Origin of the sequence: Gordonia effusa NBRC 100432 (genome assembly GCF_000241305.1) — a bacterium.
GTDB lineage: Bacteria > Actinomycetota > Actinomycetes > Mycobacteriales > Mycobacteriaceae > Gordonia > Gordonia effusa.
Genome location: NZ_BAEH01000098.1, coordinates 22,011 through 45,476, shown reverse-complemented (window position 1 = coordinate 45,476; position 23,466 = coordinate 22,011). Strand labels below are relative to the sequence as shown.

At 61.7% G+C, this 23,466-nt stretch carries 24 protein-coding genes; 14 read left to right on the top strand and 10 right to left on the bottom strand.

The window, feature by feature from the left end; translation table 11 throughout:
* Positions 1-37: 37 nt before the first annotated feature.
* Together GOEFS_RS17685 and GOEFS_RS17680 are read left to right on the top strand one after the other, a co-directional pair.
* A complete protein-coding gene (locus GOEFS_RS17685) occupies positions 38-646 on the top strand; it encodes a TetR/AcrR family transcriptional regulator (protein ID WP_007319314.1) in 609 nt (202 codons plus the stop codon).
* A 208-nt stretch (positions 647-854) separates the two neighbouring features.
* The gene (locus tag GOEFS_RS17680) at positions 855-3,401 is read left to right on the top strand and encodes an ATP-dependent Clp protease ATP-binding subunit (protein ID WP_007319313.1); all 2,547 of its coding nucleotides are present in this window, start codon (positions 855-857) and stop codon (positions 3,399-3,401) included.
* Between the two features lie 67 nt (positions 3,402-3,468).
* Here GOEFS_RS17680 and GOEFS_RS17675 read toward each other — a convergent pair whose 3' ends face one another.
* Both GOEFS_RS17675 and GOEFS_RS17670 read right to left on the bottom strand, forming a co-directional pair.
* A complete protein-coding gene (locus GOEFS_RS17675) occupies positions 3,469-3,810 on the bottom strand; it encodes a hypothetical protein (RefSeq protein ID WP_007319312.1) in 342 nt (113 codons plus the stop codon).
* 37 nt (positions 3,811-3,847) lie between these two features.
* Positions 3,848-4,111: a type II toxin-antitoxin system RelE family toxin gene (locus GOEFS_RS17670; RefSeq protein WP_040525444.1), complete on the bottom strand. Its 264-nt coding sequence runs from the start codon at positions 4,109-4,111 to the stop codon at positions 3,848-3,850.
* Positions 4,112-4,191: 80 nt separating this feature from the next.
* Here GOEFS_RS17670 and GOEFS_RS17665 point away from each other — a divergent pair, with 80 nt between their 5' ends.
* Together GOEFS_RS17665 and GOEFS_RS17660 are read left to right on the top strand one after the other, a co-directional pair.
* Positions 4,192-4,464 carry a type II toxin-antitoxin system Phd/YefM family antitoxin gene (locus GOEFS_RS17665; protein WP_040525436.1) on the top strand — a complete coding sequence of 91 codons (273 nt, stop codon included), beginning with the start codon at positions 4,192-4,194 and terminating at the stop codon, positions 4,462-4,464.
* Between the two features lie 85 nt (positions 4,465-4,549).
* Positions 4,550-6,241 carry an AMP-binding protein gene (locus GOEFS_RS17660; RefSeq protein ID WP_040525434.1) on the top strand — a complete coding sequence of 564 codons (1,692 nt, stop codon included), beginning with the start codon at positions 4,550-4,552 and terminating at the stop codon, positions 6,239-6,241.
* A gap of 38 nt (positions 6,242-6,279) precedes the next feature.
* On the opposite strand, the gene GOEFS_RS17655 is transcribed toward GOEFS_RS17660, so the two are convergent.
* The 7 genes from GOEFS_RS17655 to GOEFS_RS17625 form a co-directional block, all read right to left on the bottom strand.
* Positions 6,280-7,374: an acyl-CoA dehydrogenase family protein gene (locus tag GOEFS_RS17655; RefSeq protein ID WP_007319308.1), complete on the bottom strand. Its 1,095-nt coding sequence runs from the start codon at positions 7,372-7,374 to the stop codon at positions 6,280-6,282.
* Positions 7,371-8,369, bottom strand: a complete 999-nt coding sequence (locus GOEFS_RS17650) for an acyl-CoA dehydrogenase family protein (RefSeq protein ID WP_007319307.1) — start codon at positions 8,367-8,369, stop codon at positions 7,371-7,373. Before GOEFS_RS17650 ends, GOEFS_RS17655 begins: the two co-directional genes overlap by 4 nt.
* A 15-nt stretch (positions 8,370-8,384) precedes the next feature.
* The gene (locus tag GOEFS_RS17645; RefSeq protein ID WP_007319306.1) at positions 8,385-9,596 is read right to left on the bottom strand and encodes an acyl-CoA dehydrogenase family protein; all 1,212 of its coding nucleotides are present in this window, start codon (positions 9,594-9,596) and stop codon (positions 8,385-8,387) included.
* Position 9,597: 1 nt separating this feature from the next.
* Positions 9,598-10,506, bottom strand: a complete 909-nt coding sequence (locus GOEFS_RS17640; protein ID WP_007319305.1) for an enoyl-CoA hydratase — start codon at positions 10,504-10,506, stop codon at positions 9,598-9,600.
* A 91-nt stretch (positions 10,507-10,597) separates the two neighbouring features.
* A complete protein-coding gene (locus tag GOEFS_RS17635) occupies positions 10,598-11,197 on the bottom strand; it encodes an RBBP9/YdeN family alpha/beta hydrolase (RefSeq protein WP_007319304.1) in 600 nt (199 codons plus the stop codon).
* Between the two features lie 72 nt (positions 11,198-11,269).
* Positions 11,270-11,665 carry a cupin domain-containing protein gene (locus GOEFS_RS17630; RefSeq protein ID WP_007319303.1) on the bottom strand — a complete coding sequence of 132 codons (396 nt, stop codon included), beginning with the start codon at positions 11,663-11,665 and terminating at the stop codon, positions 11,270-11,272.
* Entirely contained in the window at positions 11,662-12,594 is a 933-nt protein-coding gene (locus GOEFS_RS17625; protein WP_007319302.1) for an IclR family transcriptional regulator, read from the bottom strand. Before GOEFS_RS17625 ends, GOEFS_RS17630 begins: the two co-directional genes overlap by 4 nt.
* A 65-nt stretch (positions 12,595-12,659) precedes the next feature.
* Between GOEFS_RS17625 and cysD the strand changes: the two genes are divergently transcribed.
* The 8 genes from cysD (at position 12,660) to GOEFS_RS17585 (ending at position 21,007) form a co-directional block, all read left to right on the top strand.
* On the top strand, positions 12,660-13,592 hold the full coding sequence (gene cysD / locus GOEFS_RS17620; RefSeq protein ID WP_007319301.1) for a sulfate adenylyltransferase subunit CysD: 933 nt from the start codon (positions 12,660-12,662) through the stop codon (positions 13,590-13,592).
* Between the two features lie 73 nt (positions 13,593-13,665).
* On the top strand, positions 13,666-15,504 hold the full coding sequence (gene cysC / locus GOEFS_RS17615; protein WP_007319300.1) for an adenylyl-sulfate kinase: 1,839 nt from the start codon (positions 13,666-13,668) through the stop codon (positions 15,502-15,504).
* Positions 15,505-15,518: 14 nt separating this feature from the next.
* The gene (locus GOEFS_RS17610; protein ID WP_007319299.1) at positions 15,519-16,319 is read left to right on the top strand and encodes a 3'(2'),5'-bisphosphate nucleotidase CysQ; all 801 of its coding nucleotides are present in this window, start codon (positions 15,519-15,521) and stop codon (positions 16,317-16,319) included.
* Positions 16,320-16,525: 206 nt separating this feature from the next.
* Entirely contained in the window at positions 16,526-16,996 is a 471-nt protein-coding gene (locus GOEFS_RS17605; protein WP_007319298.1) for a hypothetical protein, read from the top strand.
* A gap of 131 nt (positions 16,997-17,127) precedes the next feature.
* On the top strand, positions 17,128-19,413 hold the full coding sequence (gene purL, locus GOEFS_RS17600; protein ID WP_007319297.1) for a phosphoribosylformylglycinamidine synthase subunit PurL: 2,286 nt from the start codon (positions 17,128-17,130) through the stop codon (positions 19,411-19,413).
* A gap of 205 nt (positions 19,414-19,618) precedes the next feature.
* Complete coding sequence (locus tag GOEFS_RS17595) at positions 19,619-20,089, top strand: CD225/dispanin family protein (RefSeq protein WP_040525430.1); 471 nt, start codon at positions 19,619-19,621, stop codon at positions 20,087-20,089.
* 10 nt (positions 20,090-20,099) lie between these two features.
* The gene (locus tag GOEFS_RS17590) at positions 20,100-20,519 is read left to right on the top strand and encodes a CD225/dispanin family protein (protein WP_007319294.1); all 420 of its coding nucleotides are present in this window, start codon (positions 20,100-20,102) and stop codon (positions 20,517-20,519) included.
* Between the two features lie 5 nt (positions 20,520-20,524).
* Positions 20,525-21,007 (top strand): DUF2752 domain-containing protein, encoded by a 483-nt coding sequence (locus GOEFS_RS17585; protein ID WP_007319293.1) that lies wholly within the window; start codon positions 20,525-20,527, stop codon positions 21,005-21,007.
* Between the two features lie 3 nt (positions 21,008-21,010).
* On the opposite strand, the gene GOEFS_RS17580 is transcribed toward GOEFS_RS17585, so the two are convergent.
* Positions 21,011-21,316 carry an antibiotic biosynthesis monooxygenase family protein gene (locus GOEFS_RS17580; protein WP_040525428.1) on the bottom strand — a complete coding sequence of 102 codons (306 nt, stop codon included), beginning with the start codon at positions 21,314-21,316 and terminating at the stop codon, positions 21,011-21,013.
* A 122-nt stretch (positions 21,317-21,438) separates the two neighbouring features.
* On the opposite strand from GOEFS_RS17580, the gene GOEFS_RS17575 reads away from it, so the two are divergent.
* Both GOEFS_RS17575 and GOEFS_RS17570 read left to right on the top strand, forming a co-directional pair.
* Entirely contained in the window at positions 21,439-22,074 is a 636-nt protein-coding gene (locus GOEFS_RS17575; RefSeq protein WP_007319291.1) for a hypothetical protein, read from the top strand.
* A gap of 34 nt (positions 22,075-22,108) precedes the next feature.
* Entirely contained in the window at positions 22,109-23,188 is a 1,080-nt protein-coding gene (locus tag GOEFS_RS17570; protein ID WP_007319290.1) for an NAD(P)H-dependent amine dehydrogenase family protein, read from the top strand.
* The last annotated feature ends 278 nt before the right edge of the window (positions 23,189-23,466 follow it).

The following is a 23,466-nucleotide window of genomic DNA, read 5'->3' as shown; positions in this document are numbered from 1 at the left end:
TTACAAACACCTTGCATGAAAGTTACAAACACTCTGTATGAAAGTCAACCGGCGAACTCAGGCGGAGCGTACCGCTGCCACCCGACAGGCGCTCCGAAAAGCTGCGCGCGGACTTTTTGCCGAGCACGGTTTCGCGGCGGTGAGTACGCAGATGATCGTCGACGCCGCCGGCGTGAGCCGAGGTGCGCTCTATCACCAGTTCGACGACAAAGTTGGCCTTTTCGCGGCGGTTTTCGACGATGTCGAGAGTGAGGTCATCGCGGCGACGGCGTCGGCGATGTCGAAGGCAGATCCCGACGATCCGCTCGGGGCGCTGGTCATCGGCTTCGACGATTTCGTCGCACAGCTCGCCGATCCCGCGCTCAACCGAATAATTCTGATCGATGCCCCCGCGGTACTCGGTTGGCAAGAATGGCGTGCGCGGGGTGAGCAGTATGGGTTCAGTGTGGTCGAAGCGGTGTTGGGGCAGGCGGTCGAATTGGGCCAGTTGCGACGGCAACCGTTGCGTCCGTTGGCGCATCTGGTGATCGGCGCCGTCGACGAATTGGCGCTCTATATCTCCCGTGCCGACGACCCGGTTCGTGCCCGCCGGGAGACCCGCGATGTCATTGAACAGCTGATATCGGCGCTGGCGACCACGCCGTGAGGCCCGTTCGCTCAGGGCGTAGCAACTGCGGAACAGTTGCTCTGCCTGCGACGTTGAGGCTTGCAAGACCCGCAGTCTCACCCCGGCGTCAATCGTTTGGGTGGACATTAACTGCAGGCGTAGTTCACGTGACCACTAGACTTGAGACAAGCAGGCTTTTTGTCGTGTCACGCGGCTGGGTCGAAGGCTTTAACGAAAAGGGAGAACGATGTTCGAACGGTTCACCGATCGCGCTCGGCGGGTTGTGGTTTTGGCCCAAGAAGAAGCGCGCATGCTCAATCACAACTACATCGGCACCGAGCACATCCTGCTGGGTTTGATCCACGAGGGTGAAGGCGTTGCCGCCAAGGCGCTCGAGTCGCTTGGCATCTCGCTCGAGGGTGTCCGCAGTCAGGTCGAGGAAATAATCGGCCAGGGCCAGCAGGCGCCGTCGGGACATATTCCCTTCACCCCGCGTGCCAAGAAGGTTCTCGAGTTGTCGCTGCGTGAGGCGCTTCAGCTCGGCCACAATTACATCGGCACCGAGCACATCCTGCTCGGCCTGATCCGCGAAGGCGAAGGCGTTGCCGCACAGGTCCTCGTCAAGCTCGGCGCCGACCTGAACCGGGTCCGCCAGCAGGTCATCCAGTTGCTGAGCGGTTACCAGGGCAAGGAGCCGCAGGAAGCCGGCACCGGCGGCCGCAGCACCGAAGCGGGCAGCCCCTCGACGTCGCTGGTCCTCGATCAGTTCGGTCGAAACCTGACCGCTGCCGCTGGCGAAGGCAAGCTCGACCCGGTCATCGGCCGGGAAAAGGAAATCGAGCGGGTCATGCAGGTGCTGAGCCGTCGTACCAAGAACAACCCGGTTCTCATCGGCGAACCCGGCGTCGGCAAGACCGCCGTCGTCGAAGGTCTGGCGCAGGCGATCGTCAACGGCAACGTGCCCGAGACGCTCAAGGACAAGCAGCTCTACACCCTCGACCTCGGGTCGCTGGTCGCTGGCAGCCGCTATCGCGGTGACTTCGAAGAGCGCCTGAAGAAGGTCCTCAAGGAGATCAACACCCGCGGCGACATCATCCTGTTCATCGACGAGCTGCACACGCTGGTTGGTGCGGGCGCAGCCGAAGGTGCCATCGACGCCGCGTCGATCCTCAAGCCGAAACTGGCCCGCGGCGAGTTGCAGACGATCGGCGCGACCACCCTCGACGAGTACCGCAAGTACATCGAGAAGGACGCCGCCCTCGAACGGCGTTTCCAGCCGGTCCAGGTGGGCGAGCCCTCGGTGGAACACACCATCGAGATCCTCAAGGGGTTGCGCGACCGTTACGAGTCGCACCACCGCGTGTCCATCACTGACGGCGCGTTGGTGGCCGCGGCGACACTGGCCGACCGCTACATCAACGACCGCTTCTTGCCGGACAAGGCGATCGACCTCATCGACGAGGCAGGCGCACGTATGCGTATCCGCCGGATGACCGCGCCGCCAGACCTGCGCGAATTCGACGATCGCATCGCCGATGCGCGCAAGGAGAAGGAATCGGCGATAGACGCCCAGGACTTCGAGAAGGCAGCCAGCCTGCGCGACAAGGAGAAGACCCTCGTCGCCGAGCGTGCCGAGCGCGAAAAGCAGTGGCGCAGTGGCGATATGGACGTCGTGGCCGAGGTCGACGACGAGCAGATCGCCGAAGTGCTCGGCAACTGGACCGGCATCCCGGTCTTCAAGCTCACCGAAGAGGAGACCACCCGTCTGCTCCGCATGGAGGATGAGCTGCATAAGCGGATCATCGGCCAAGAGGACGCCGTCAAGGCGGTGTCCAAGGCGATCCGCCGTACGCGTGCCGGTCTGAAAGACCCCAAGCGCCCGTCGGGTTCGTTCATCTTCGCCGGACCGTCGGGTGTCGGTAAGACCGAGTTGTCAAAGGCGTTGGCTAACTTCCTGTTTGGCGACGACGACGCGCTCATCCAGATCGATATGGGCGAGTTCCATGACCGCTTCACCGCGTCGCGTCTGTTCGGTGCGCCTCCCGGCTACGTCGGGTACGAAGAGGGGGGCCAGCTCACCGAGAAGGTGCGTCGCAAGCCGTTCTCGGTGGTGCTGTTCGACGAGATCGAAAAGGCTCACCAGGAGATCTACAACACCCTGTTGCAGGTTCTCGAAGACGGCCGCCTCACCGACGGTCAGGGCCGCACCGTCGACTTCAAGAACACCGTGCTGATCTTCACCTCGAACCTCGGTACCAGCGACATTTCCAAGGCGGTTGGACTGGGCTTCACCAAGGGTGACGACTCGACGTCGAACTACGAGCGGATGAAGCTCAAGGTCAACGACGAGCTGAAGAAGCACTTCCGGCCCGAGTTCCTGAACCGTATCGACGACATCGTCGTGTTCCACCAGCTGACGCAGGAGGAGATCATCCAGATGGTCGACCTCATGCTGAACCGCGTGGAGGGTGCGCTCAAGAACAAGGATATGGCCATCGAGGTCACCGACAAGGCGAAGTCGCTACTGTCCAAGCGCGGCTTCGACCCGGTGCTCGGCGCCCGTCCGCTGCGTCGCACCATCCAGCGCGAGATTGAGGATCAGCTCTCCGAGAAGATCCTCTTCGGCGACATCACGCCGGGTCAGATCGTGCTCGTTGACGTCGAGAACTGGGACGGCGAAGGAGACGGTGAGGACGCGAAGTTCACTTTCGCGGGCTCGGAGAAGCCGCGCGAGGTGCCCGATACCCCGATCGAAATGTCCAAGACCGCCGGCGGCGAGGCCGACGCGAGCTAGGTATAACAATTGAATACGCCAGCGGCGCAATCTGATTGAGGATTGCGCCGCTGGTTTTTGTCCGCCCTCACGGGTCGGAAACCGGGCCCGCCTGAAGGAACATCTGGAACATGATGAACGCGGCGATAATCATCACGATGAGACCGATCAGAATCATCGGCGATCCCCAGCGTCCGGTGCTACCGCGAATGACAGCGAATATCCACGAGGTGAGTGGGATCACGATGACAGTTCCCACGCCGAACCACCATCCGACGTCCAGCCACGTTTGACTGCCGCACGGGTCGGGACGATTACAGTTCGCGGTTCCCATAGTTCCGGCCAGAGCGATCGCGAACATCGCGACAGCAGTGCATACCTGACCCGCTACCCATAACAACGCGAGTAGCACGTCGGCCGCCCTGTTCATGCTCGTAGCCTAGGTCAGGTCCGGACCGTCGTAGGTGTCAGTACGCCGCGCCGCGCTTAGAAACGCGGAACACCTGCACGGTGATTGCCGCATCGCTGACCGTATAGAGCACGCGGTACTCGCGAACGCGAATGCGGTACCCCTCGACACTCTGGAGCTTCTTGCAGCCGTGGGGTCGTGGATTGTCGGCGAGTGCGTCTATTGCGCTGCCGAGTTGCTTGCCGAGTTGCGCGTTAGCACGGACGATTTTGGCCAGCTCTTTGCGAGCGGTGCTGGTGATGTTGACCGTGTACCTGCTCACGGTCACACCGTAGCCCTATTGTACTTTTTGTACAAAGAGTTCAGTTGATACAGTTTGGGCATAAGGTCTATCTTGGTGACATGAGCACCGCACATACCGAAATCGCAGTCGCAGACCTGCGTGCCACGCTAGGCGACACCATCGCTCGCACCGCTTACACCGGTGAACGAGTGATCATCACCCGACACGGAAAGCCGGCCGCCGCCCTCGTCAGCGCCGATGACCTCGCCTATTTCGAACAACTTGAAGACGAAGCTGACGCGGATGCTCTTCGCGAGGCTATCGCCAATGACAACGGTGAGCGCCACAAATGGGAAGACGTCAAGTCCGAACTTGGACTCGACGGAGATTGACTCCGGCGCCTCCTTCAGCCACGGCGTGAACGGATACCCTCTTCGGAGGGTGGTCGACTGACGATGTGACGTGGATCATAAAGGCATGTCTACCAACACCGACCTCTATCGCCTCAGTCGTGACCAGCTGATTGAAACGATCAGCGACTACGACCGCGCCGTCGCCGAATTTCGCTGGCCGCGATTGACGGGTTCTTTTAACTGGGCGATCGACTGGTTCGACGCATTCGCGCGCGGAAACGACGGCATCGCACTCTGGATCGCCGAGCAGGACGGCTCCGACCTCAAGGTGACCTTTGATGAGATGGCACGGCGTTCGGATCAGGTAGCCACGTGGCTCTCCGGATTGGGAATCACAAAGGGCGACAGAGTGATTCTGATGCTCGGCAACCAGGTCGAGTTGTGGGAGGTAATGCTCGCGGTAATGAAACTGGGCGCCATCGTGATGCCGACGACTGCGGCACTTGGGCCCGACGACTTGCGCGACCGCATCGACCGCGGCCAAGCACGTTGTGTCATAACGAATCTCGCAGATGCATCCAAGTTCACCGATATCGATGGCGATTACCTGCGGATTGTCGTCGGCGGTGAGGAGAGTGGTTGGCATTCGTATTCCGACTCGGCCGACGTCGAGTCGGCGGGACCGTTCGAGTCGGTGACCTCCGTCGACGAGCCGATGCTGATCTACTTCACGTCAGGCACCACAAGCAAACCGAAACTCGTGGAGCATTCGCAGATCAGTTATGCCGTAGGACATTTCACCACCGTCGCATGGATCGGATTGCGTCCCGGCGATGTACATCTAGCGATCAGTTCTCCCGGATGGGCCAAGCACGCGTGGAGTTGCTTCTTCGCGCCGTGGATCGCGGAGTCGACGATCTTCGTCTACAACTACTCGCGATTCGACGCCGCGGCTCTGCTGGGGCAATTGCACAGGGCGGCGGTAAATACCTTCTGCGCGCCACCGACGGTGTGGCGCATGCTGATTCAGGCGGACCTTGGCGCGAAACCCACGGGACTGCGGGAAGTTCTCGGCGCGGGCGAGCCGTTGAATCCCGACGTGATCCGACAGGTGGAGCAGGCGTGGGGGCTGACGATTCGCGACGGTTTTGGGCAGACGGAAACAACCCTTCAGGTGGGCAATACGCCTGGCCAACCGGTGAAGGCCGGATCGATGGGGCGACCGATGCCGGGCGTGCCGGTGGTGCTAGTCGATCCGCTGACCGGCGAGCTCGGTGACGAGGGTGAGATTTGCTTGGACCTGTCCCGGAATCCGATGAATCTGATGACCGGCTATCTCGGCGATCCGGCACGGAACGAACAGGTGATGGCCGGTGGTTACTACCACACCGGCGATGTGGCGCAACGTGATTCGGATGGGTACATCACGTATGTCGGACGCATCGACGACGTCTTCAAGTCTTCGGATTACAAAGTCTCGCCATTCGAACTGGAAAGTGTGCTCATCGAGCACCCGGCGGTGGTCGAGGCGGCGGTGGTACCGCAGCCAGACGATACTCGGCTGGCGGTACCCAAGGCGTATGTCAGTCTGGCTGCCGGATGGGAACCGAATGAGGAGACCGCCAAGGCGATACTCGAGTATTCGCGCGATCACCTGGCGCCCTATCTTAAGGTGCGCCGCGTCGAGTTCTTCGAGTTGCCCAAGACTATCTCGGGCAAGATCCGCCGTGTCGAGTTGCAGCAGCGCGAAGCGAGCGCACACGGTGCGGGACAATCGATTTCGACCGAGTATCGGTATGAGGATCTAGTTGGGTAGATCGGCCCGTGCGACACTTGGAGCTTGGCCCCACGCGGTCAGAGGTTGGCGCTGAGCTCCGCGATCACCTCGTGCGGTTGACCCAACAATTGCGAACTTCCCTGTGCCCGTTTGAAATACAGTTGGATGTCGTGTTCCCACGTGATGCCGATGCCGCCGTGAAGTTGGATGGCCTCGCCGGTTACCCGACGAAATGCCTCGGAACAATAGACATGGGCAGACGCTGCCACTTCACTGGCGTCGGCGGCACCTGAAACTATCGCTTCGACCGCCGCGTATGCGATCGACCGCGACGTCTCGACGTCGGCGTACATATCGGCCATCCGATGCTTAAGCGCCTGGAAGGAACCGATAACTCGTCCGAATTGCTTGCGAGACTTGGTGTATTCGACGGTGAGGTCGAGTGCTGCGGCCGCTCCACCGACCTGCTCTACTGCCAGCAATGCCCAGGTCAGGTCCCGCAGTCGGCTGAATACGCCCGGGTCGGAGGACACCGCGCTTGCCGGAACATCGTTAAAGGTGACGCGGGCCATCGGCCGCGTCGGATCGAGAACCGGGAGTGGTGTGACATCTACGCCCGCGGTCGCCGCGTCGACGTAATGCAGCGTGGCCGGACGAGTGTCGGCGGCGGAACCGGCGAACACCACCAGCAGATCGGCGGATTCGGCGTTGATCACGTAATTGGCTGTGCCGGTGAGTAATCCGGCGTCGGCGGCGACTCCGGAGCGATTCCAATCCTGGTGCGCGGACCAGCATAGCGCCGCGGTGCGTGACCCGTCTGCCAGATCGGGTAGCAATTGCGTACAGACGGCATCGTCGCCGCTCAGTAGCAAAGCGCCGGTCGCCATCACAGCAGATGCCAACATCGGCACGCCCGACAGCGATCCGCCGAGCTCTTCGGTCACCGCAGCGGTTTCCAACCAGGATGCGCCAACGCCGCCGTACTCCTCGGGGATCGCGAGCGCGGCGACTCCCACCTGTTGGCAGAGCGTAGTCCACAGGTCCGCGTCGTATCGCGATGCGGAGCCGAACGCATCCCGCAGCGCGTGGTCACCTCGTCGGCGGATGACCTCGCGAACTGAATCCCGTAGTGCGGCAACCTCTTGCGCGGACACCGCGGCAGCGTTGGTCATCGCGGCGTCTCGCTGGTCCCGGTGCGGCGCAAGCTTTCGAGAATGAGTTCCCGGTGTAGTGCCCCGGTACCCCAGGTGCTTACCAGTGCACGAGTCTTCGTGATGAATAGCGAGATGTCGTGTTCGGCGGTGTAACCGATCGCGCCCATCACCTGAAGTGATTTGCGCGCGGCGAGATACGCGGCATCGCCGGCCGCGACCTTCGCGGCGGAGACCTCGCGCGTAACCAGCACGGTGTCGGGTACCTGCCCGTCGAGTGCGAGCGCCGCACCGAGCACTAGTGGGCGAGCCATTTCCAGCGCGACCACGACGTCGGCCAGGTGGTGTTTGACTGCCTGGAAAGAACCGATGGGTTTGCCGAATTGGTTGCGCGACTTGGCGTAATCCGCTGCGATCGTCAACATCGTCTGGCCCATACCCAGTAGTTGTGCGGCGGTGGCCAGCACCGCGTAATCGATTGCGGCCGAACCGTCTACGTTGGTATCGAGGACCTCACCCGCGGTCAGTGTCGCCAGGCGGCGCGTGGGGTCGACCGATTGTTTCAGCTGCCCGGCGATGCCCTCGGACAGCGTGGCGCCGTCGAGCAGATATGCGGTGGCTACTTCGGTGTCCACGGCGCGTGGGGCGAATGGAGCCGCCGCTAGGGTAGTGAGATCGCCACGCGCGTGGGCCTCGAGTTGTTGGACTGAGCCGGTGTCGCGCAACAATATTGGGACGCCGCCCAATGTTTCGGCGACCGGTCCCGGGACCGCGTGCCGACCCAATTGCTCGGCGGCGACGACCATCTCGACGGCACCTGCGCCACTTCCACCGTATTCGTCGGGGACCAGCAGCCCGGCTACGCCGATATCGGTAAGTGCCTGCCAGATGTCCAGTCCCGCTTCGTATTTTTCGTCCGCCCAGGCGCGCGCAGCGGTGGCGACATCGGCCTTGGCAAGCATGGCGTCAATCGCGGCGGCCAGATCGTCGTGTTCTTCTTTGAGGAGGAATTTCATCTCACGTCTTCCTGGTCACCGAGGGAGACCGAGTAACCGTTCAGCGATCACATTGCGCTGAATCTCGTTGGTACCGGCGTAGATCGGCCCGGATAGCGAGAACAGATAGCCATCGGTCCAGTTGTCCGCCAACTCGGCGTCGGCTCCCCGCAGATCGAGTGCGGTTTCATGCGCGGCGATATCCCACTGCGACCAGAAGACCTTATTGATCGAGGACTCCATACCGAGCTGGCCGCCAGCGGCCAAGCGGCTGACTGTCGCATAGGTCGACAATTCGTAAGCGCGCGAACCGATCCACGCATCGGCCACCCCGAGATCGGTTGCGGCAGTGGTGGGTACGTCCGCATAGTGCGCGCGCCACAGATCGACCAGTCGATCGGTGGTCGCTAGGAACCGTCCGGGCGAACGTAATGAGAGGCCACGCTCGTTGGCCGCGGTGCTCATGGCGACTTTCCAGCCGTTGTTCACCTCACCGATTACCCCGGACTCGCCCGGATTGGCCGGATCATCGGGCACGAAGACGTTCTCCAAGAACAACTCCGCGAAGCCTGGTTCGCCGTCGAGTTGTGCGATCGGGCGGACTGTCACACCTGGAGCCCGCAGGTCGAACATGAAATAGGTCAAGCCCTGATGGCGTTTAACTTTCCCCGTCGCTTCGCTCGCCCCGGCAACATTCCCCGTCGCTTCGCTCGCCCCGGCATTATCCGAGCGGAACAGTCCGAATGCGAGATCGGCGAAACTCGAGCGTGAACTCCAGGTTTTCTGCCCGTTGAGTAACCAGCCGCCCTCGGTGCGAGTCGCGGTCGAGCGCAGCGACGCCAAGTCACTGCCTGCCTCGGGCTCGCTCCACGCCTGGCCCCAGATATCGTCGGCACGTGCCATCCGGGGCATGATGCGGGCCAGCTGCTCGGGTGTGGCATGTTCGAAAAGTGTTGGGGCGAGTAAGAATATGCCGTTCTGGCTCACTCGGCCCGGTGCTCCGGATCGGTAGTATTCCTCCTCGAAGATCACCCAGTGCAACAGGGGCTCGTCGCGACCTCCGTACTCTTCGGGCCAACTGACCACCGACATCCGGTCGGCTGCCATCGTCGCTTCCCACTCGCGGTGTGCCGCAAAGCCTTCGGCAGTGTCCATGGAGGGGAGCGGCGTGGACGGAACGTGCGCCGCGAGCCACTCGCGCACCTCGGCACGGAAGGCTTGCGCGGCATCGTCGAAGAGTAGGTCCATGTCAGCGGCGACCTTGCTCGGCTGAAGCTTTCATCGACTTGGCGTCCATTCCGCCGAGTGAATCCCCGCCTGCTGCTTCGGCATTAGCCGAGTGCGCAAAGTGGTGCCAGCCGAAGACGGAGTCCATCGAATTGCGAAAGCCCATCTGGTCTTCGCAGATATTGACGGCCTTCTTGGTCAGAGCGAGACCCAGTTGGGGCATCTCGGCGATCGACGTCGCGATGCCATCGACCTTTGCGGCCAGCTCATCGCGCGGCACAACATGATTGACCATGCCCCAGTCGGCAGCCTGTGTGGCGGTGAATCTTTCGCCGGTGAACAAGATCTCCTTGGCGCGACGTGGTCCGAGAACGAAGGCATGCGCGAAGTATTCGACACCCGGAATGCCCATGCGCACAACGGGATCGGAGAAGAACGCGTCATCGGCCGCGACGATGAAATCGGCGATCCAGGCGAGCATCAGACCACCAGCGATACATGCGCCGTGGACTTGAGCGATCACCGGCTTGGGAATCTCGCGCCAGCGACGACACATACCCATATACACCTCGATCTCACGGGCGAGACGCTGATCGCCGCCGCTGCGGTCGGTGTGATCCCAGTACAGTGTCGCGGCGTTGTCATAGAAGGTGTCGAAGTCGCGTTCGGGTGTGCCGATGTCGTGGCCGGCGGAGAAGTGCTTGCCATTCGCTCGGAGAACGATGACCTTGACCGCGGCATCGTCGACCGCGCGGCGGAATGCGGCGTCGAGCGAGTAGGTCATCACCGAGTTCTGCGCATTGCGGTACTCGGGGCGATTGAGGGTCACATACGCTATCGAGCCGGTCGAATCGGTTTCGTAGGCCACCGGTGTGGTCTCCGGGCCGAGTTCGTCGGGCTTGAGCGCGGATGGGATGACGGCATCACTCATGGCTTCGAGAGTAACCTAGCAAGTGCTTGGTTGGTAGTCAGGTGGTCGCGCACCAGGCGGTGGGGCTGCGGTGGCGCACGAGAAGCCGGACCTACACCCCCGGTGTCGTCGGCGACGTGCCAAGCATCGCCTTCGCCGCTGCGGAGATACTCGGATACGTGGCCTCGAAGAAGTGCTCCGCGTGCGGATCGATCACCACCGACGCATCGAGACCCCGTGCATATCGGTCCGAGTGCGCTGGCGGGACATATGGGTCGTCATCTGATCGAATTATGATGCGCCGCAATATGTTAGGACTGATCTGGCGCAGCCCTCCCGCGGGATCATCGACATCGGAGATGAAGCCGTCCAGTTCGGGAAGTGTCGGCAAGGCCTCGTAAAACGGCGCGACTGCCACGAGTCCGCCAAGTGTGAATGGTGACGCGAGCTGTCGAAGATATGCCGTGGTGGTCAGACACCCCAGACTGTGTGTGATGAGTAGTAGTCCGGGGTCGGGTATCCCTATCTCGCCGTCGAGGTGGTTAAGCCACTGGTCCAACCGCGGCTGCGTCGGGTTGGGCAGGTCGATCGCCCGCGCGGCGACACCCGCGTCTTCGAGTTCAGAGGTAAGTGACCCGAACCAATGCTTCTGAGAATTACCCAGGTAGCCGTGGATGACGATCGCCCTTCTGATTCCCTGCGCGTCGGTCATGATCCTCCTGAGTCGGCGGCGCGAAACGTCGGGTGACCTCGTGAAGTCTCGCCCGCGGCCATCGTTACCAATTCAAAGTACTTCACCGTTCGTGCCCCGATCCGCACGGAATGGTCTGACCACCAATGATTCGCGGTGCTGATGAACGGTGAGGTAGATCAGCCCGCCGGGGCCAGCGATGAACGCGCGCTCGGAATGTCGCGGTAGCCAGATGAGGTCGCCAGCCGACAGGGTGATTGTGTCGCTGGCGGTACCCAGCGAGCCATCTCCCGAAAGAACGTGCAGCAGAACGTCGACCTCTGCGCCGACATGTCGCTCGATGCGCTGTTCGGGCCGAAGGGCGACGATATTGGAGTCAAGCCCGCGACCGACGGCGTCGAGTTTCCAGAGGACTCCCGCCGGCTCGGGTTTCGCCTCCACGGCTGCGCCGATGTTGACGAGCCGTCGGGGGAGTGCTGGGTCGGTCATCGTGACTCCCTTCGGTGATCGAGGCCGCGGTATGCGGCTGTCACCTCGTCGGCGGCCTCGCGAACCGTGCGTCCGACGTCGACTACCGCGGACGTGGCCATGGTGGCATTTGGGCACGCGACGAGGGCCGCGATGACCGAGCCGTCGTCATCGAAGATGGGTGCACCGATGGTGATAACCGGTACTTCGCCGTGGAGTTCGTCGGCTAGATAGTCGATAGTGGTTAGTTCGGTGAGTATGTCGCTCATCCGGGAGCGCAACGAGTCCGATGCTGTGCCAAGGGAATTCAGCGCGTCCATCAAAGCGACGTAATCATCGCTCATTCGCTCGATGGAGTAGCCGCGCTCGGCCACCGCGGCCAGCGCCAGGCGCAGTCGAGTTCGCAACGCCGCCGGTGCGCGCGAGATCCACGCGTCTTGTTCGGCCGGAGTCGCCCACGCGAAGAACTCGCGAGAGATAGGCGGTCGCAGGCGGATGGGGCGATCGCCGGTGAGCCAAGGCAATTCGGTTGCCCGTGAATCGGCTGGTGCGTCTGTGCTCCATGTCGCGATGGCGACACTGATCGTGTCTGGACTGCTGCGGCGCGCGACAAAACACGGAATGCCGAGGGAGTTATGGAGCGCGGTCGTTCTTGGCCGAGCGAGTTCGATAACGGGGTCGGGCGGGCTCACGCTTGCGGCGAGGGAAGTGAATCCCGGCCCAATGTCGATGGCTCCGGTCACGCGATCGCGCACCGCCCACCGTTGAGCTATCAATTCGCTGACTATTGCGTGTGCTGTCGCACGAGATTGCCCGGTACGGCGGACAATGTCAGCAAGCGTCATGGGGGCGATGGATCGATCGGCCAGCAGCTCGATGACGCGGATCGCGCGCTCGGTCGGTGGTGACGGTTGACGAGACTTGGCGTCGTCGCTTACGGTCTGTGTCACATACTCAATATAGAGTGTCGAGTATTCGACATGTCAAGTACTGATTAGCTATTCGAGGAGCACCGGTGGAAGTCGCCGAAACCGAAAGTTCACCGGGGTACGAGTTGTCGCATCTCGACGCGCTCGAAGCTGAGGCGGTTCATATTTTCCGGGAGGTTGCCGCCACATTCGAGCGGCCCGGGATGTTGTTCTCCGGCGGCAAGGATTCGGTCGTCATGTTCCACATCGCGCGTAAAGCCTTCTGGCCGGCGCCCGTTCCGTTTCCGTTGATGCATGTCGACACTGGCCACAACTTCGACGAGGTCATCGAGTATCGCGATCGGGTCGTCGCGGAGACAGGTGTGCGACTCGTCGTGAGCTCGGTGCAGGATGACATCGATGCTGGCCGGGTTGTCGAGCAGACCGGCCCCGGCGCGAGCCGCAATCGGCTCCAGACTGCCGCGCTGCTGCGTGGCATCACCGAGAATGGGTTCGACGCCGTCTTCGGCGGGGCCCGTCGCGACGAAGAGAAGGCTCGCGCCAAGGAGCGCATCTTCAGTTTCCGCGACGAGTTTGGGGCCTGGGACCCGCGTGGTCAACGGCCAGAACTCTGGCATCTGTACAACGGTCGTCATCACAAAGGCGAGCACATTCGAGTGTTCCCGCTGTCGAACTGGACTGAGCTCGACATCTGGCAGTACATCGCGCGCGAAGCCATCGCGCTGCCGTCGATCTATTACGCCCACGAGCGCGACGTTGTGACGCGCGACGGTATGTTGCTCGCGAAAACCCGCTTCCTGGAGATGATTTCGGGCGAGACGGTGGAATCGCGACTGGTCCGGTTCCGCACCGTCGGCGATGCCACCTGCACCGGTTGCGTCCTCAGCGACGCGGACACCGTGGAGAAAGTCATCGAAGAGATTGAGGTGACTCGCGTGACCGAACGCGGCGCCACGCGCGCCGACGATCGGATCTCGGAGGCGGGGATGGAAGACCGGAAGAAGGAGGGGTACTTCTGATGGGTCGCCGAGTGAGAATCGACGAAGGAGGCTCGGAGCGAGAGCGGGCCCATCAGACAGGACAGCACTAACCATGAGTACCGAACTACTACGTCTGGCTACGGCCGGCTCTGTTGACGACGGTAAGTCGACGCTGATCGGACGTCTGCTGTACGACTCGAAGGCGATCTTCACCGATCAGCTCGAATCCATCGAGAAGACCAGCGCTGAGCGTGGGGACGAATTTGCGAATCTCGCGTTGCTGACCGACGGTTTGCGTGCCGAGCGTGAGCAGGGCATCACGATTGACGTTGCGTACCGGTACTTTTCGACGCCGAGCCGCAAGTTCATCATCGCCGACACTCCGGGCCATGTGCAGTACACCCGCAATATGGTCACCGGGGCATCGACCGCGGATCTCGCGATCATTCTGATCGATGCCCGCAAAGGTGTGTTGGAACAGACTCGGCGACACGCGTTTCTGTCGTCGCTGCTTGGCATTCCGCATTTATGTATCTGTATCAACAAGATGGATCTGGTGGACTGGTCGCTCGAGCGGTTCACCGAGATCCGCGAGGAGTTCGTGGCGTTCGCGGCGAAACTCAACGTGACCGATCTGACCTTCATTCCGATTTCCGCGTTGGCCGGCGACAATGTGGTCGACCCGTCGTCGAATATGCCGTGGTACGAGGGCCGTCCGCTACTGAGTCACCTTGAGAATGTCTACATCGCATCCGATCGAAATCTGATCGACGCTCGGCTGCCGGTGCAGTATGTGATCCGGCCGCAGCGCAGCGATGGCAATGACCACCGCTCGTACGCGGGCACGGTCGCCGGCGGTGTGTTCTCGGTCGGCGACGAAATCGTTGTGCTGCCAAGCGGTTTCAGCACCACGATTAGCGCGATCTGGGGACCGGGGGGAGCCAAGGTCGACGAGGCGTTCGCGTCGATGGCAGTTGCGGTCGAACTCGCCGATGAGATCGATATCGTGCGCGGCGACATGATCGCCCGTCCGCATAACCGGCCGCATGTCGGCCGGGATCTCGATGCCCTGGTGTGCTGGTTTTCCGAAGACTCGCAGCTACGACCGGACGCGCGCTATGTCCTGGCCACCGGAACGCGGACGACCCGAGCGACGGTGTCTGGCTTCAACTATCGGCTCGACGTCAACTCTCTGCATCGCGACTCGCAGGCAGATCAGTTGCAGCTCAACGAAATTGGTCGGATTAGTCTCCATACGCAGCATCCGGTGATGTTTGATCCGTACCGAACGAACCGCGAGACCGGCAGCTTTATCCTGATCGACGAGTCGACCAATAAGACTGTTGGTGCTGGCATGATCAACGGGCCGGTCCAGGCAAGCTCAAACGTCGTGTGGCAGACCACCAAAGTTGGCCGCGAACAACGTCCGCATCGCGGCGCGACACTCTGGCTTACCGGATTGTCCGGGTCGGGGAAGTCGGCGCTGGCCGTCGAACTTGAACGAAGGTTGGTCGCCGAAGGTCGGCCGTCGTATCTCATGGATGGCGATAATCTGCGTCACGGGCTCAACTCCGACCTCGGCTTCGGCGACGATGACCGTCGTGAAAATATCAGGCGGACAAGCGAAGTGGCGTCGTTGTTCGCCGACTCCGGTGCGATCGCCATCGTGTCGCTGATCAGTCCGTTCGCCGCCGAACGCCAACGCGCCCGAGAGATCCATGCCGAACGCGGGTTGCCATTCTACGAAATCTTCGTCGACACGCCACTTGCGGAATGCGAGCGGCGTGATCCAAAAGGTTTGTACGCCAAGGCTCGTCGGGGTGAAATAGCTCAGTTCACTGGAATCGACTCGCCGTATGAGCGGCCACTGACACCGGAAGCTGTTGTAACGCCGGCCGATGGGACGCCGGCCGAGGTTGCCGATGCCATCTTGCGGAACTTGGGACTCTAGAGAGGACGAATCGTATGACTGATTCGACGACCGCCGACCGTCGACTTGCCGTTGATCTGGCCACCCGAGCCGGCGAACTGCTGGTTGAGGTGCGCGCGAGCAGCCGTTTGAGTGGCAAGGAGCTAGGCGACGTCGGGGACCGGCGCGCCGACGATTTTCTGCAGGAAGAATTGGCCGCGGCTCGACCGAACGATTCGGTGTTGTCGGAGGAATCGGCCGATGATCGCAGTCGATTGGACGCGGCGCGGGTGTGGATCGTCGATCCGGTCGACGGGACGCGTGAATACGGAACTCTCGAGGGGCCGAATGGTGCGCGCACCGACTGGGCAGTGCATGTGGCGTTGTGGGGCGCGGACTCAGGTCTGCTTGTCGGCGCGGTGGCGTTGCCCGCGTTGGGGGTGACCTACTCCGACAACGACGAAGTGGTCGCGCCAACCGTCGGATTGGCGCCGCCGCGTAGCGATGAGCGCCCACGCGTCGTGGTGAGTGGTTCGCGTCCGCCGGCATTCGCGCAGGCGGTCGCCGACGCGCTCGGTGGCGATGTGTTGTCGATGGGATCGGCTGGTGCCAAGGCGATCGCGGTTGTGCGCGGCGAAGCTGACGCCTATGTACACGCGGGCGGCCAGTATGAGTGGGATTCGGCCGCCCCGGTTGCCGTCGCGCAAGCAAAAGGACTGTGGTGCAGCAGAATTGACGGTTCACCGCTGGTCTACAACCAGTCCGACACCTATCTGCCCGACCTCATCGTGTGCCGACCCGAACTGGCGGAAACGATCATCGAGACGATCCGCGCGGCGTCGGTCGATCCCGGCTGATCCCGCCTCGCCCCGGCCCGTGACCCCGGTCCCGCGAAAATCGTCCGAATAGTCGTCCACCGAGGGCATTCTGCCCTTGGTGGACCCTTATTCGGACGATTTTCCGGAGGGAGGGAGTGTAGGCCGGTTGCTTTCGCTAACGTCGTGACTGTTCTGATCGACATTCCTATGGGAACCTGTCCAATACACCAGATGGAGCCACACGAATGAGCCACTCACGTTCGCGAATCAAGGTCGGTGCCGCTGCACTTGCCGCCGCCGGCGCAATCGGCGCCACCTTGGTCGGTGGAAGTGGACAAGCGGTGGCAGCGAGCGCGGCTTATCCTTTATCGAGCTGTATCGGCTTGAGCCCCAACGTCGTTGATCTTCCGTACAACCCGACTCGCGTCATTGTCGCCGACTATGCCGGAAAGACCTACCTGACTACCGAGTTCAGCAGTCTGTGGGGCTATCAGTCCGCTGTGCGTCTCGACCTGCGGAATCTTCGGACAGGCAAACGCCTGAGCCTGCGGTCCGACCGCCGGGTGTCGCCGCCCTATGTCGGCACCCATCAGATTTCATTCCCGACGTCGCAGATCGGCACCGGCCGGGTCAGTGCCACGCTGAGCTCGGTCAATCGCAATGCGCTGTGGTCAGTGCCCGCGACGACATGCAGCGGAACGATCGTCGTGCGGTAGGTCCCTGCTGGAAATGTCCCCAGGACGAGAGCAGGCGCTCTTATAGCGCCTGCGCCAGCCAGGGGGACAGTTCCAGCGACTCCGTCGGCACGAAGCGAGCCGATTGTGCGGCGTCACCTAGACTTAGACAAGTGAGCGCACACCCCGACACCGTGTCCGACGCTGCGGCCTCCGCAGATCAGCCCCAGCCCTACCGCGAACTCGGTCTCAAGGACGACGAGTACGCCCGCATCCGCGAGATCCTTGGTCGTCGGCCAACTGACGCCGAGCTGGCGATGTACTCGATCATGTGGTCCGAACATTGCAGCTACAAGTCCTCGAAGGTGCACCTGAAGTATTTCGGGGAGACCACCACCGACGAGATGCGTTCGCGCATGCTTGCGGGCATCGGCGAGAACGCCGGCGTGGTCGACATCGGTGATGGCTGGGCGGTCACCTTCAAGGTCGAGTCGCATAATCACCCCTCGTACGTGGAGCCCTACCAGGGCGCGGCGACCGGTGTCGGAGGCATCGTCCGCGACATCATGGCGATGGGTGCGCGCCCGATCGCGGTCATGGACCAGTTGCGTTTCGGTGCGGCGGATCACCCCGACACCCGTCGCGTCGTGGACGGCGTGGTGCGGGGCGTCGGCGGCTACGGCAACTCCCTCGGCCTGCCCAATGTTGGCGGCGAGACCGTCTTCGACGCCAGTTATCAGGGCAACCCGCTCGTCAACGCCCTGTGTGCCGGTGTGCTGCGCACCGAAGACCTCAAACTGGCGTTCGCGTCGGGATCGGGTAACAAGATCATCTTGTTCGGTGCGCGTACCGGACTCGACGGCATCGGTGGCGTGTCGGTGCTGGCGTCGGAGACCTTCGATGATGCGGGTGAATCGGGCCCCAACCGTAAGAAGCTGCCGAGTGTCCAGGTAGGAGACCCGTTCACCGAGAAGGTGCTCATCGAGTGCTGTCTCGACCTGTACCGGGCGGGCATCGTGGTCGGCATTCAGGATCTCGGTGGCGCCGGATTGTCTTGCGCCACTTCGGAATTGGCCGCAGCCGGTGATGGCGGCATGCACATCGATCTCGAACAAGTGCCGATGCGCGCCGAAGGTATGACCCCGGCCGAGGTGCTGTCGAGTGAGTCGCAGGAACGCATGTGCGCAGTCGTCGCACCGGAGAACGTTGACCGTTTCATGGAGGTCTGCCGCAAGTGGGACGTGCTGGCCACGGTGATCGGTGAGGTCACCGACGGTGAGCGCCTCGTCATCGATTGGCACGGACAGACCGTCGTTGATGTGCCACCGCGCACGGTCGCGCATCAAGGCCCGGTCTACGAGCGACCGGTTCAGCGACCGGCATCGCAGGACGACGTCGTCGCCTCGACCACCGCTGGTCTGCAACGCCCGAGGTCGGCCGCGGAACTGCGTGAGACGACGCTGAAGCTGCTGGCCTCACCCGCGTTGTGCAGCCGCAAGTTCATCACCGAGCAGTACGACCGCTACGTGCGCGGCAATACCGTTCTCGCCGAGAATGCCGACTCGGGCATGATCCGCATCGACGAGGAGACCGGTCGCGGCATTTCGCTGGCGACCGACGCGTCGGGCCGCTACACCTTCCTCGATCCGTATCGCGGAGCGCAATTGGCGTTGGCTGAGGCCTATCGCAACGTCGTGGTCTCCGGGGCGACGCCGGCGGCGGTCACCAACTGCCTGAACTTCGGCTCGCCGGAGGACCCCGCGGTGATGTGGCAGTTCCAGCAGGCCGTTCGCGGACTCGCCGATGGCTGTGTGCAACTTGGCATTCCAGTCACCGGCGGCAACGTGAGTTTCTACAACCAGACCGGCTCGACACCGATCTTGCCGACACCGGTGGTCGGTGTACTCGGCGTCATCGACGACGTGCGACGTCGGATCCCGACCGGTATTGGCACCGAACCCGGCGAGACGCTGATTCTGCTGGGTGAGACTCGAGATGAGTTCGACGGTTCGATTTGGTCGCAGGTTGTGCACGATCACCTCGGCGGCGTGCCCCCGGTGGTCGATCTGGCGCATGAGCAGTTGCTCGGTGAGATTCTGGTCGCGTCGTCACGTGACGGTCTGATCTCGGCAGCACACGACCTATCCGAGGGTGGTCTGATCCAATCCGTCATCGAGGCTGCGCTCGCCGGCGAAACAGGTTGCCGCATAATCCTTCCCGAAGGCGCAGATCCATTCGTCACGCTGTTCTCCGAGTCGGCCGGCCGGGTTCTGGTCGCGGTGCCGCGGACCGAGGAGTCGCGTTTTTCCGCGATGCTCGACGCTCGCGGTATGCCGTGGACGCGCATCGGCGTCGTGGACCAGGGCAGCGATTCGGTCAGTGTTCAGGACCATTTCGACCTTCCGCTCGAAGAGTTGCGCACAACCTTCGAGGCGACATTGCCGGCACTGTTTGGCTAGTGGTTTCCGCGGTCAGAAATAGCGGACTCGCATGATAATCGTTAGCAAAGGGCATTAGTCATTCGATGAATGGACAGCCTATTGGCGAGTGCTCGCCAAATGGCAATGTTGTTTAGTAGGCTCAGTGCACTCACCTCGTGTGTATTGAGGTGTAGAGACATCGCACAATCTATTTCCGTACCACCTAATTGGACAGGACTCTTCGATGACGAGCCCGTATGGCACCCCAGGCGATAACAACGATCCGCAAGGTCAGCAGCCACAGGGTGGCCAGCAGCCGCAGTATGGTCAGCAGCCCCAATATGGTCAGCAGCCGCAGTATGGTCAGCAGCCCCAATACGGTCAGCAGCCGCAGTATGGTCAGCCGGCCCAGCCTTATGGTGCCGCACCGCAATACGGCACTCCTCCCGGTCCGGAACCGGACAACAATCTGGTGTGGGCAATTCTGTGCACGGTGTTGTGTTGCTTGCCGCTGGGAATTGTGGCGATTGTGAAGTCGACGTCGGTGAGTAAGTTGTGGGCCACGGGCGACTATGCTGGCGCTCAAGCCGCAGCCGACGAAGCGAAAAAGTGGGCGATGTGGGGTGCGATCGCCGGAGCCGTGAGCATTGTGCTGCTCATCATTTTCTATGTGATTATCGGCGTCGCCGCGGTATCCACATCGACGACATACTGAGGCAGTCATTGTGAGCTACCCGAACGACCCATACGGTCAACAGCCGTACGGTCAGCACCCGCCATACGGCCAACAACCTTATGGCGCACCACAATACGGTGCGTACGGCCCGCCTCCGGGGCCGGAACCGGATAACAACTTGGTGTGGGCAATTCTGTGCACGGTGTTGTGTTGCTTGCCGCTGGGAATTGTGGCGATTGTGAAGTCGACGTCGGTGAGTAAGTTGTGGGCCACGGGCGACTACGCCGGGGCCCAGCGGGCGGCCGACGAAGCCAAGAAGTGGGCGATGTGGGGTGCGATCTCGTCGGTGATTATCTATGTCGTCGCGATCATCTTCTACATAGTGCTGTTCATCTTTGTATTCAGTGTCGCCTCGACGACGCCGGACTACACACCGCCGTCGTACACGTACACGTACCCAAGTTACTGAGAATCGTGCTGACTCAAGCTGATTCATCTAAGACCCGGTCGGTGCCCGTTACCGACCGGGTTTTGGGCGTCGTGGGGAAGATCAGTCACCACCGGGTCGCGGGGCCGGCGACTGTTATCGGATTGGCCTCGACGGCCTGCGTCGGCATCTGGCTTGCGGATCCCACGACGCCGGGGGGACCGTCGCCGATCTGTCCGACCAAACTGTTATTCGGCATCAACTGCCCAGGATGTGGATCGCTTCGGGCTATTTATTCGCTCATGCACGGCGACGTTGTGGCCGCTGTGCATTTCAATGCGGTGGGCGTCTTGTGTATCGCGTTGTTGCTCTGGGCATTTGGGGCCTACTGCCTAGGGCTCTGGCGGGGGCGGCGAGTGCGAAGTTGGCAGCATCATCGCTGGATGGCGATGATCCTGCTGGTGGTAGTTGGAATCTGGTTTGTCATTCGCAACATTCCCGTGTATCCGTTTACTGCGCTGAGGGTTTGAGATTCAACCGGCCCGCACCTGGTCAACGCTGGTGAAATGTTCGACGTTGGGGAATGGGTCGTAGAAATGATGCAAAAGTTTGCTCCAGCGCGTGTAGTCGGCTGACTGCCGGAAGTCAATTGTGTGCGCTTCCAACGACTTCCACTCGACCAGTAGTAAATAATGCGAGTCATTCTCAATCCCGCGCAAGAGGCGTAGTGAGAGAAATCCTGGGATAGCGGAAATGATCCCCTTCGCTTCCTGGAATGCGATCTCGAAATCCGGTTCCATTCCGGGGCGAACGGGCAGAACTACATGTTCGAGGACCATCCGCATAGGCTAGCGACCAACGGTGGCTATCGCCCGACAGTTGTCCGGTTCGAGTACTGTGTGGTGGGAAAACGCCGAATTCCGCTCGGGGTGGAACACCAAAGTCGCACATCGGAGAACTCATGACCTACGACCCCTATGGCCAACAGCAGCCGCAGTATGGCCAGCAACCTCAGTATGGCCAGCCGTACGGTCAACCTCAGTATGGCCAGCCCCAGTATGCCGGGCAGCCCGACTACTCTGCCTACGGCGCCCAGTATGGTCAACCGGGCTATCCGTACCCGTACCCGCAGCCGAGACCGTCGGGCGGCACGGCTATCACGGCTGCGGTCCTGTCCTTTCTCGGCGTAGTTCACATGCTGGTGCTCGTGGGCACGGGCGTGTATCTGGCTGCGAGCGAGGAGATGATCCACTTCTATGACGGCAAGATGACCGTCGTGGCGGTCGGACAAGTAGTCATGGCCGTTCTGGTGGGCGTGTTGTTGACCGTTGGGGGAATACAGATCCTCCGACACCGTCTCATTGGTCGAACCCTGGTCGCCGCTGCCTGCGGGGTACTGGCGGTTCTTACTCTGGTTCTCAACCTCATCTCCATGGCGATCGTTAACTCTGTGGTTGATTCACTCGGCGTAGGGGACGAGGCGACGCCGACTTTGGCAGGCGGATTTGTCGGATCGTTCTGCGTGCTGATCTTCCCGATCGCAACTCTCGTGCTCGCTGTTATTCCGCCGACGAAGCAGTGGATCCTAGCAAACTGAAACGTGTTCTACTTCGGTGAACTAGGGTCGGAGTATGACTCTACGGATTGTCGAATGGTCGACGGGAACAGTTGGGCGCCACGCGATTGCCGGAATAGATGCGCATCCGGACCTGGAGCTGGTCGGAGTGTGGGTGTCTGACCCGGCGAAAGTCGGTCGCGATGCAGGCGACTTGGCCGACCTCGGCCGCGAACTTGGCGTCGCTGCCACCAATGATCGTGAGGCACTGTTCGCGCTAAAGCCGGATGCCATCGTCCATACGGCTATGACCGACGATCGGATCATGGAGGCGATCGACGACCTGGTGTCGTTTCTTGAGGCGGGGATCAACGTCGTCTCGAGCGGGCCGGTGGTCCTTCAATTTCCGATGGGCGTCATTCCCGATCCGATGGTCGAACGCGTCGTGACGGCCGGAAAGTCGGGCGGCGCGAGTCTGCATGTCAATGGAATCGACCCCGGATTTGCCAATGATGTTCTGCCGCTTGCGATGACGAGCCTGTCGCAGCGCATCGATGAGGTGCGGTGTCAGGAGATCGCGGACTACTCGACCTACTATCAGCCAGTTGTGATGAAGCAGATTTTCGGCTTCGGTCAGCCGATGGACAGCACGCCGATGCTACTTAATCCCGGAGTACTGTCTCTCGCTTGGGGAAGTGTTGTGCGGCAGCTCGCCGCGGGTCTTGGTGTGACACTTGACGAACCGCTCGTCGAGCGAGTGGAACGTGTTGTGGCGGAACAGGGTTATTCGACGGTATCTGTCGAAATTCCGGCTGGCACGATGGCGGCCTTGCGCTTCGAGGTGGTCGGGCAGGTCGGCGGCGTCGATCGAATCGTGTTGGAGCACTACACCCGTACGCATCCCGACCAGCGACCCGATTGGCCGAAGCCGGCCAAGGGAGACGGTTGTTATCGGATCGCCATTACCGGTGAGCCGGCAATGGAGGTGGAGTTCACGCACCACGGCGAAAATGGGGATCACAACGTCTCGGGCATGATCGTCACTGCCCAGCGGCTGGTCAATGCGGTCGGGGCCGTGGTGGCGGCGGAGCCGGGATTGGTTACTGCGCTTGATCTTCCGTTGGTGAGTGGTCGGGGACTGGTATCGGGAGGCTAGAACCGGGGGTCGTCGGTGGTACTCCGGCATTCGTTCGCCTTCTGATTCTTCCCACCGCTGTGGTCACGTCCGACAGCTACATCCGTCGGAAGGCTCCGTAGTTATCGGACGAGTGAGAGTCGCGTGAAATATCGTCCCCCTCAGAGGGTTTCGAGGGCATATTGCCCTTTGGTTGTGCTGAAGGGGACGGGAATTTCCGGCTTTGGTTGGCGGAGTGGACTTTGGGTTGGTCTGTTAGCCGGCGGTGGTCTCGATACGGTCAAACTCGCAAGCTCGTT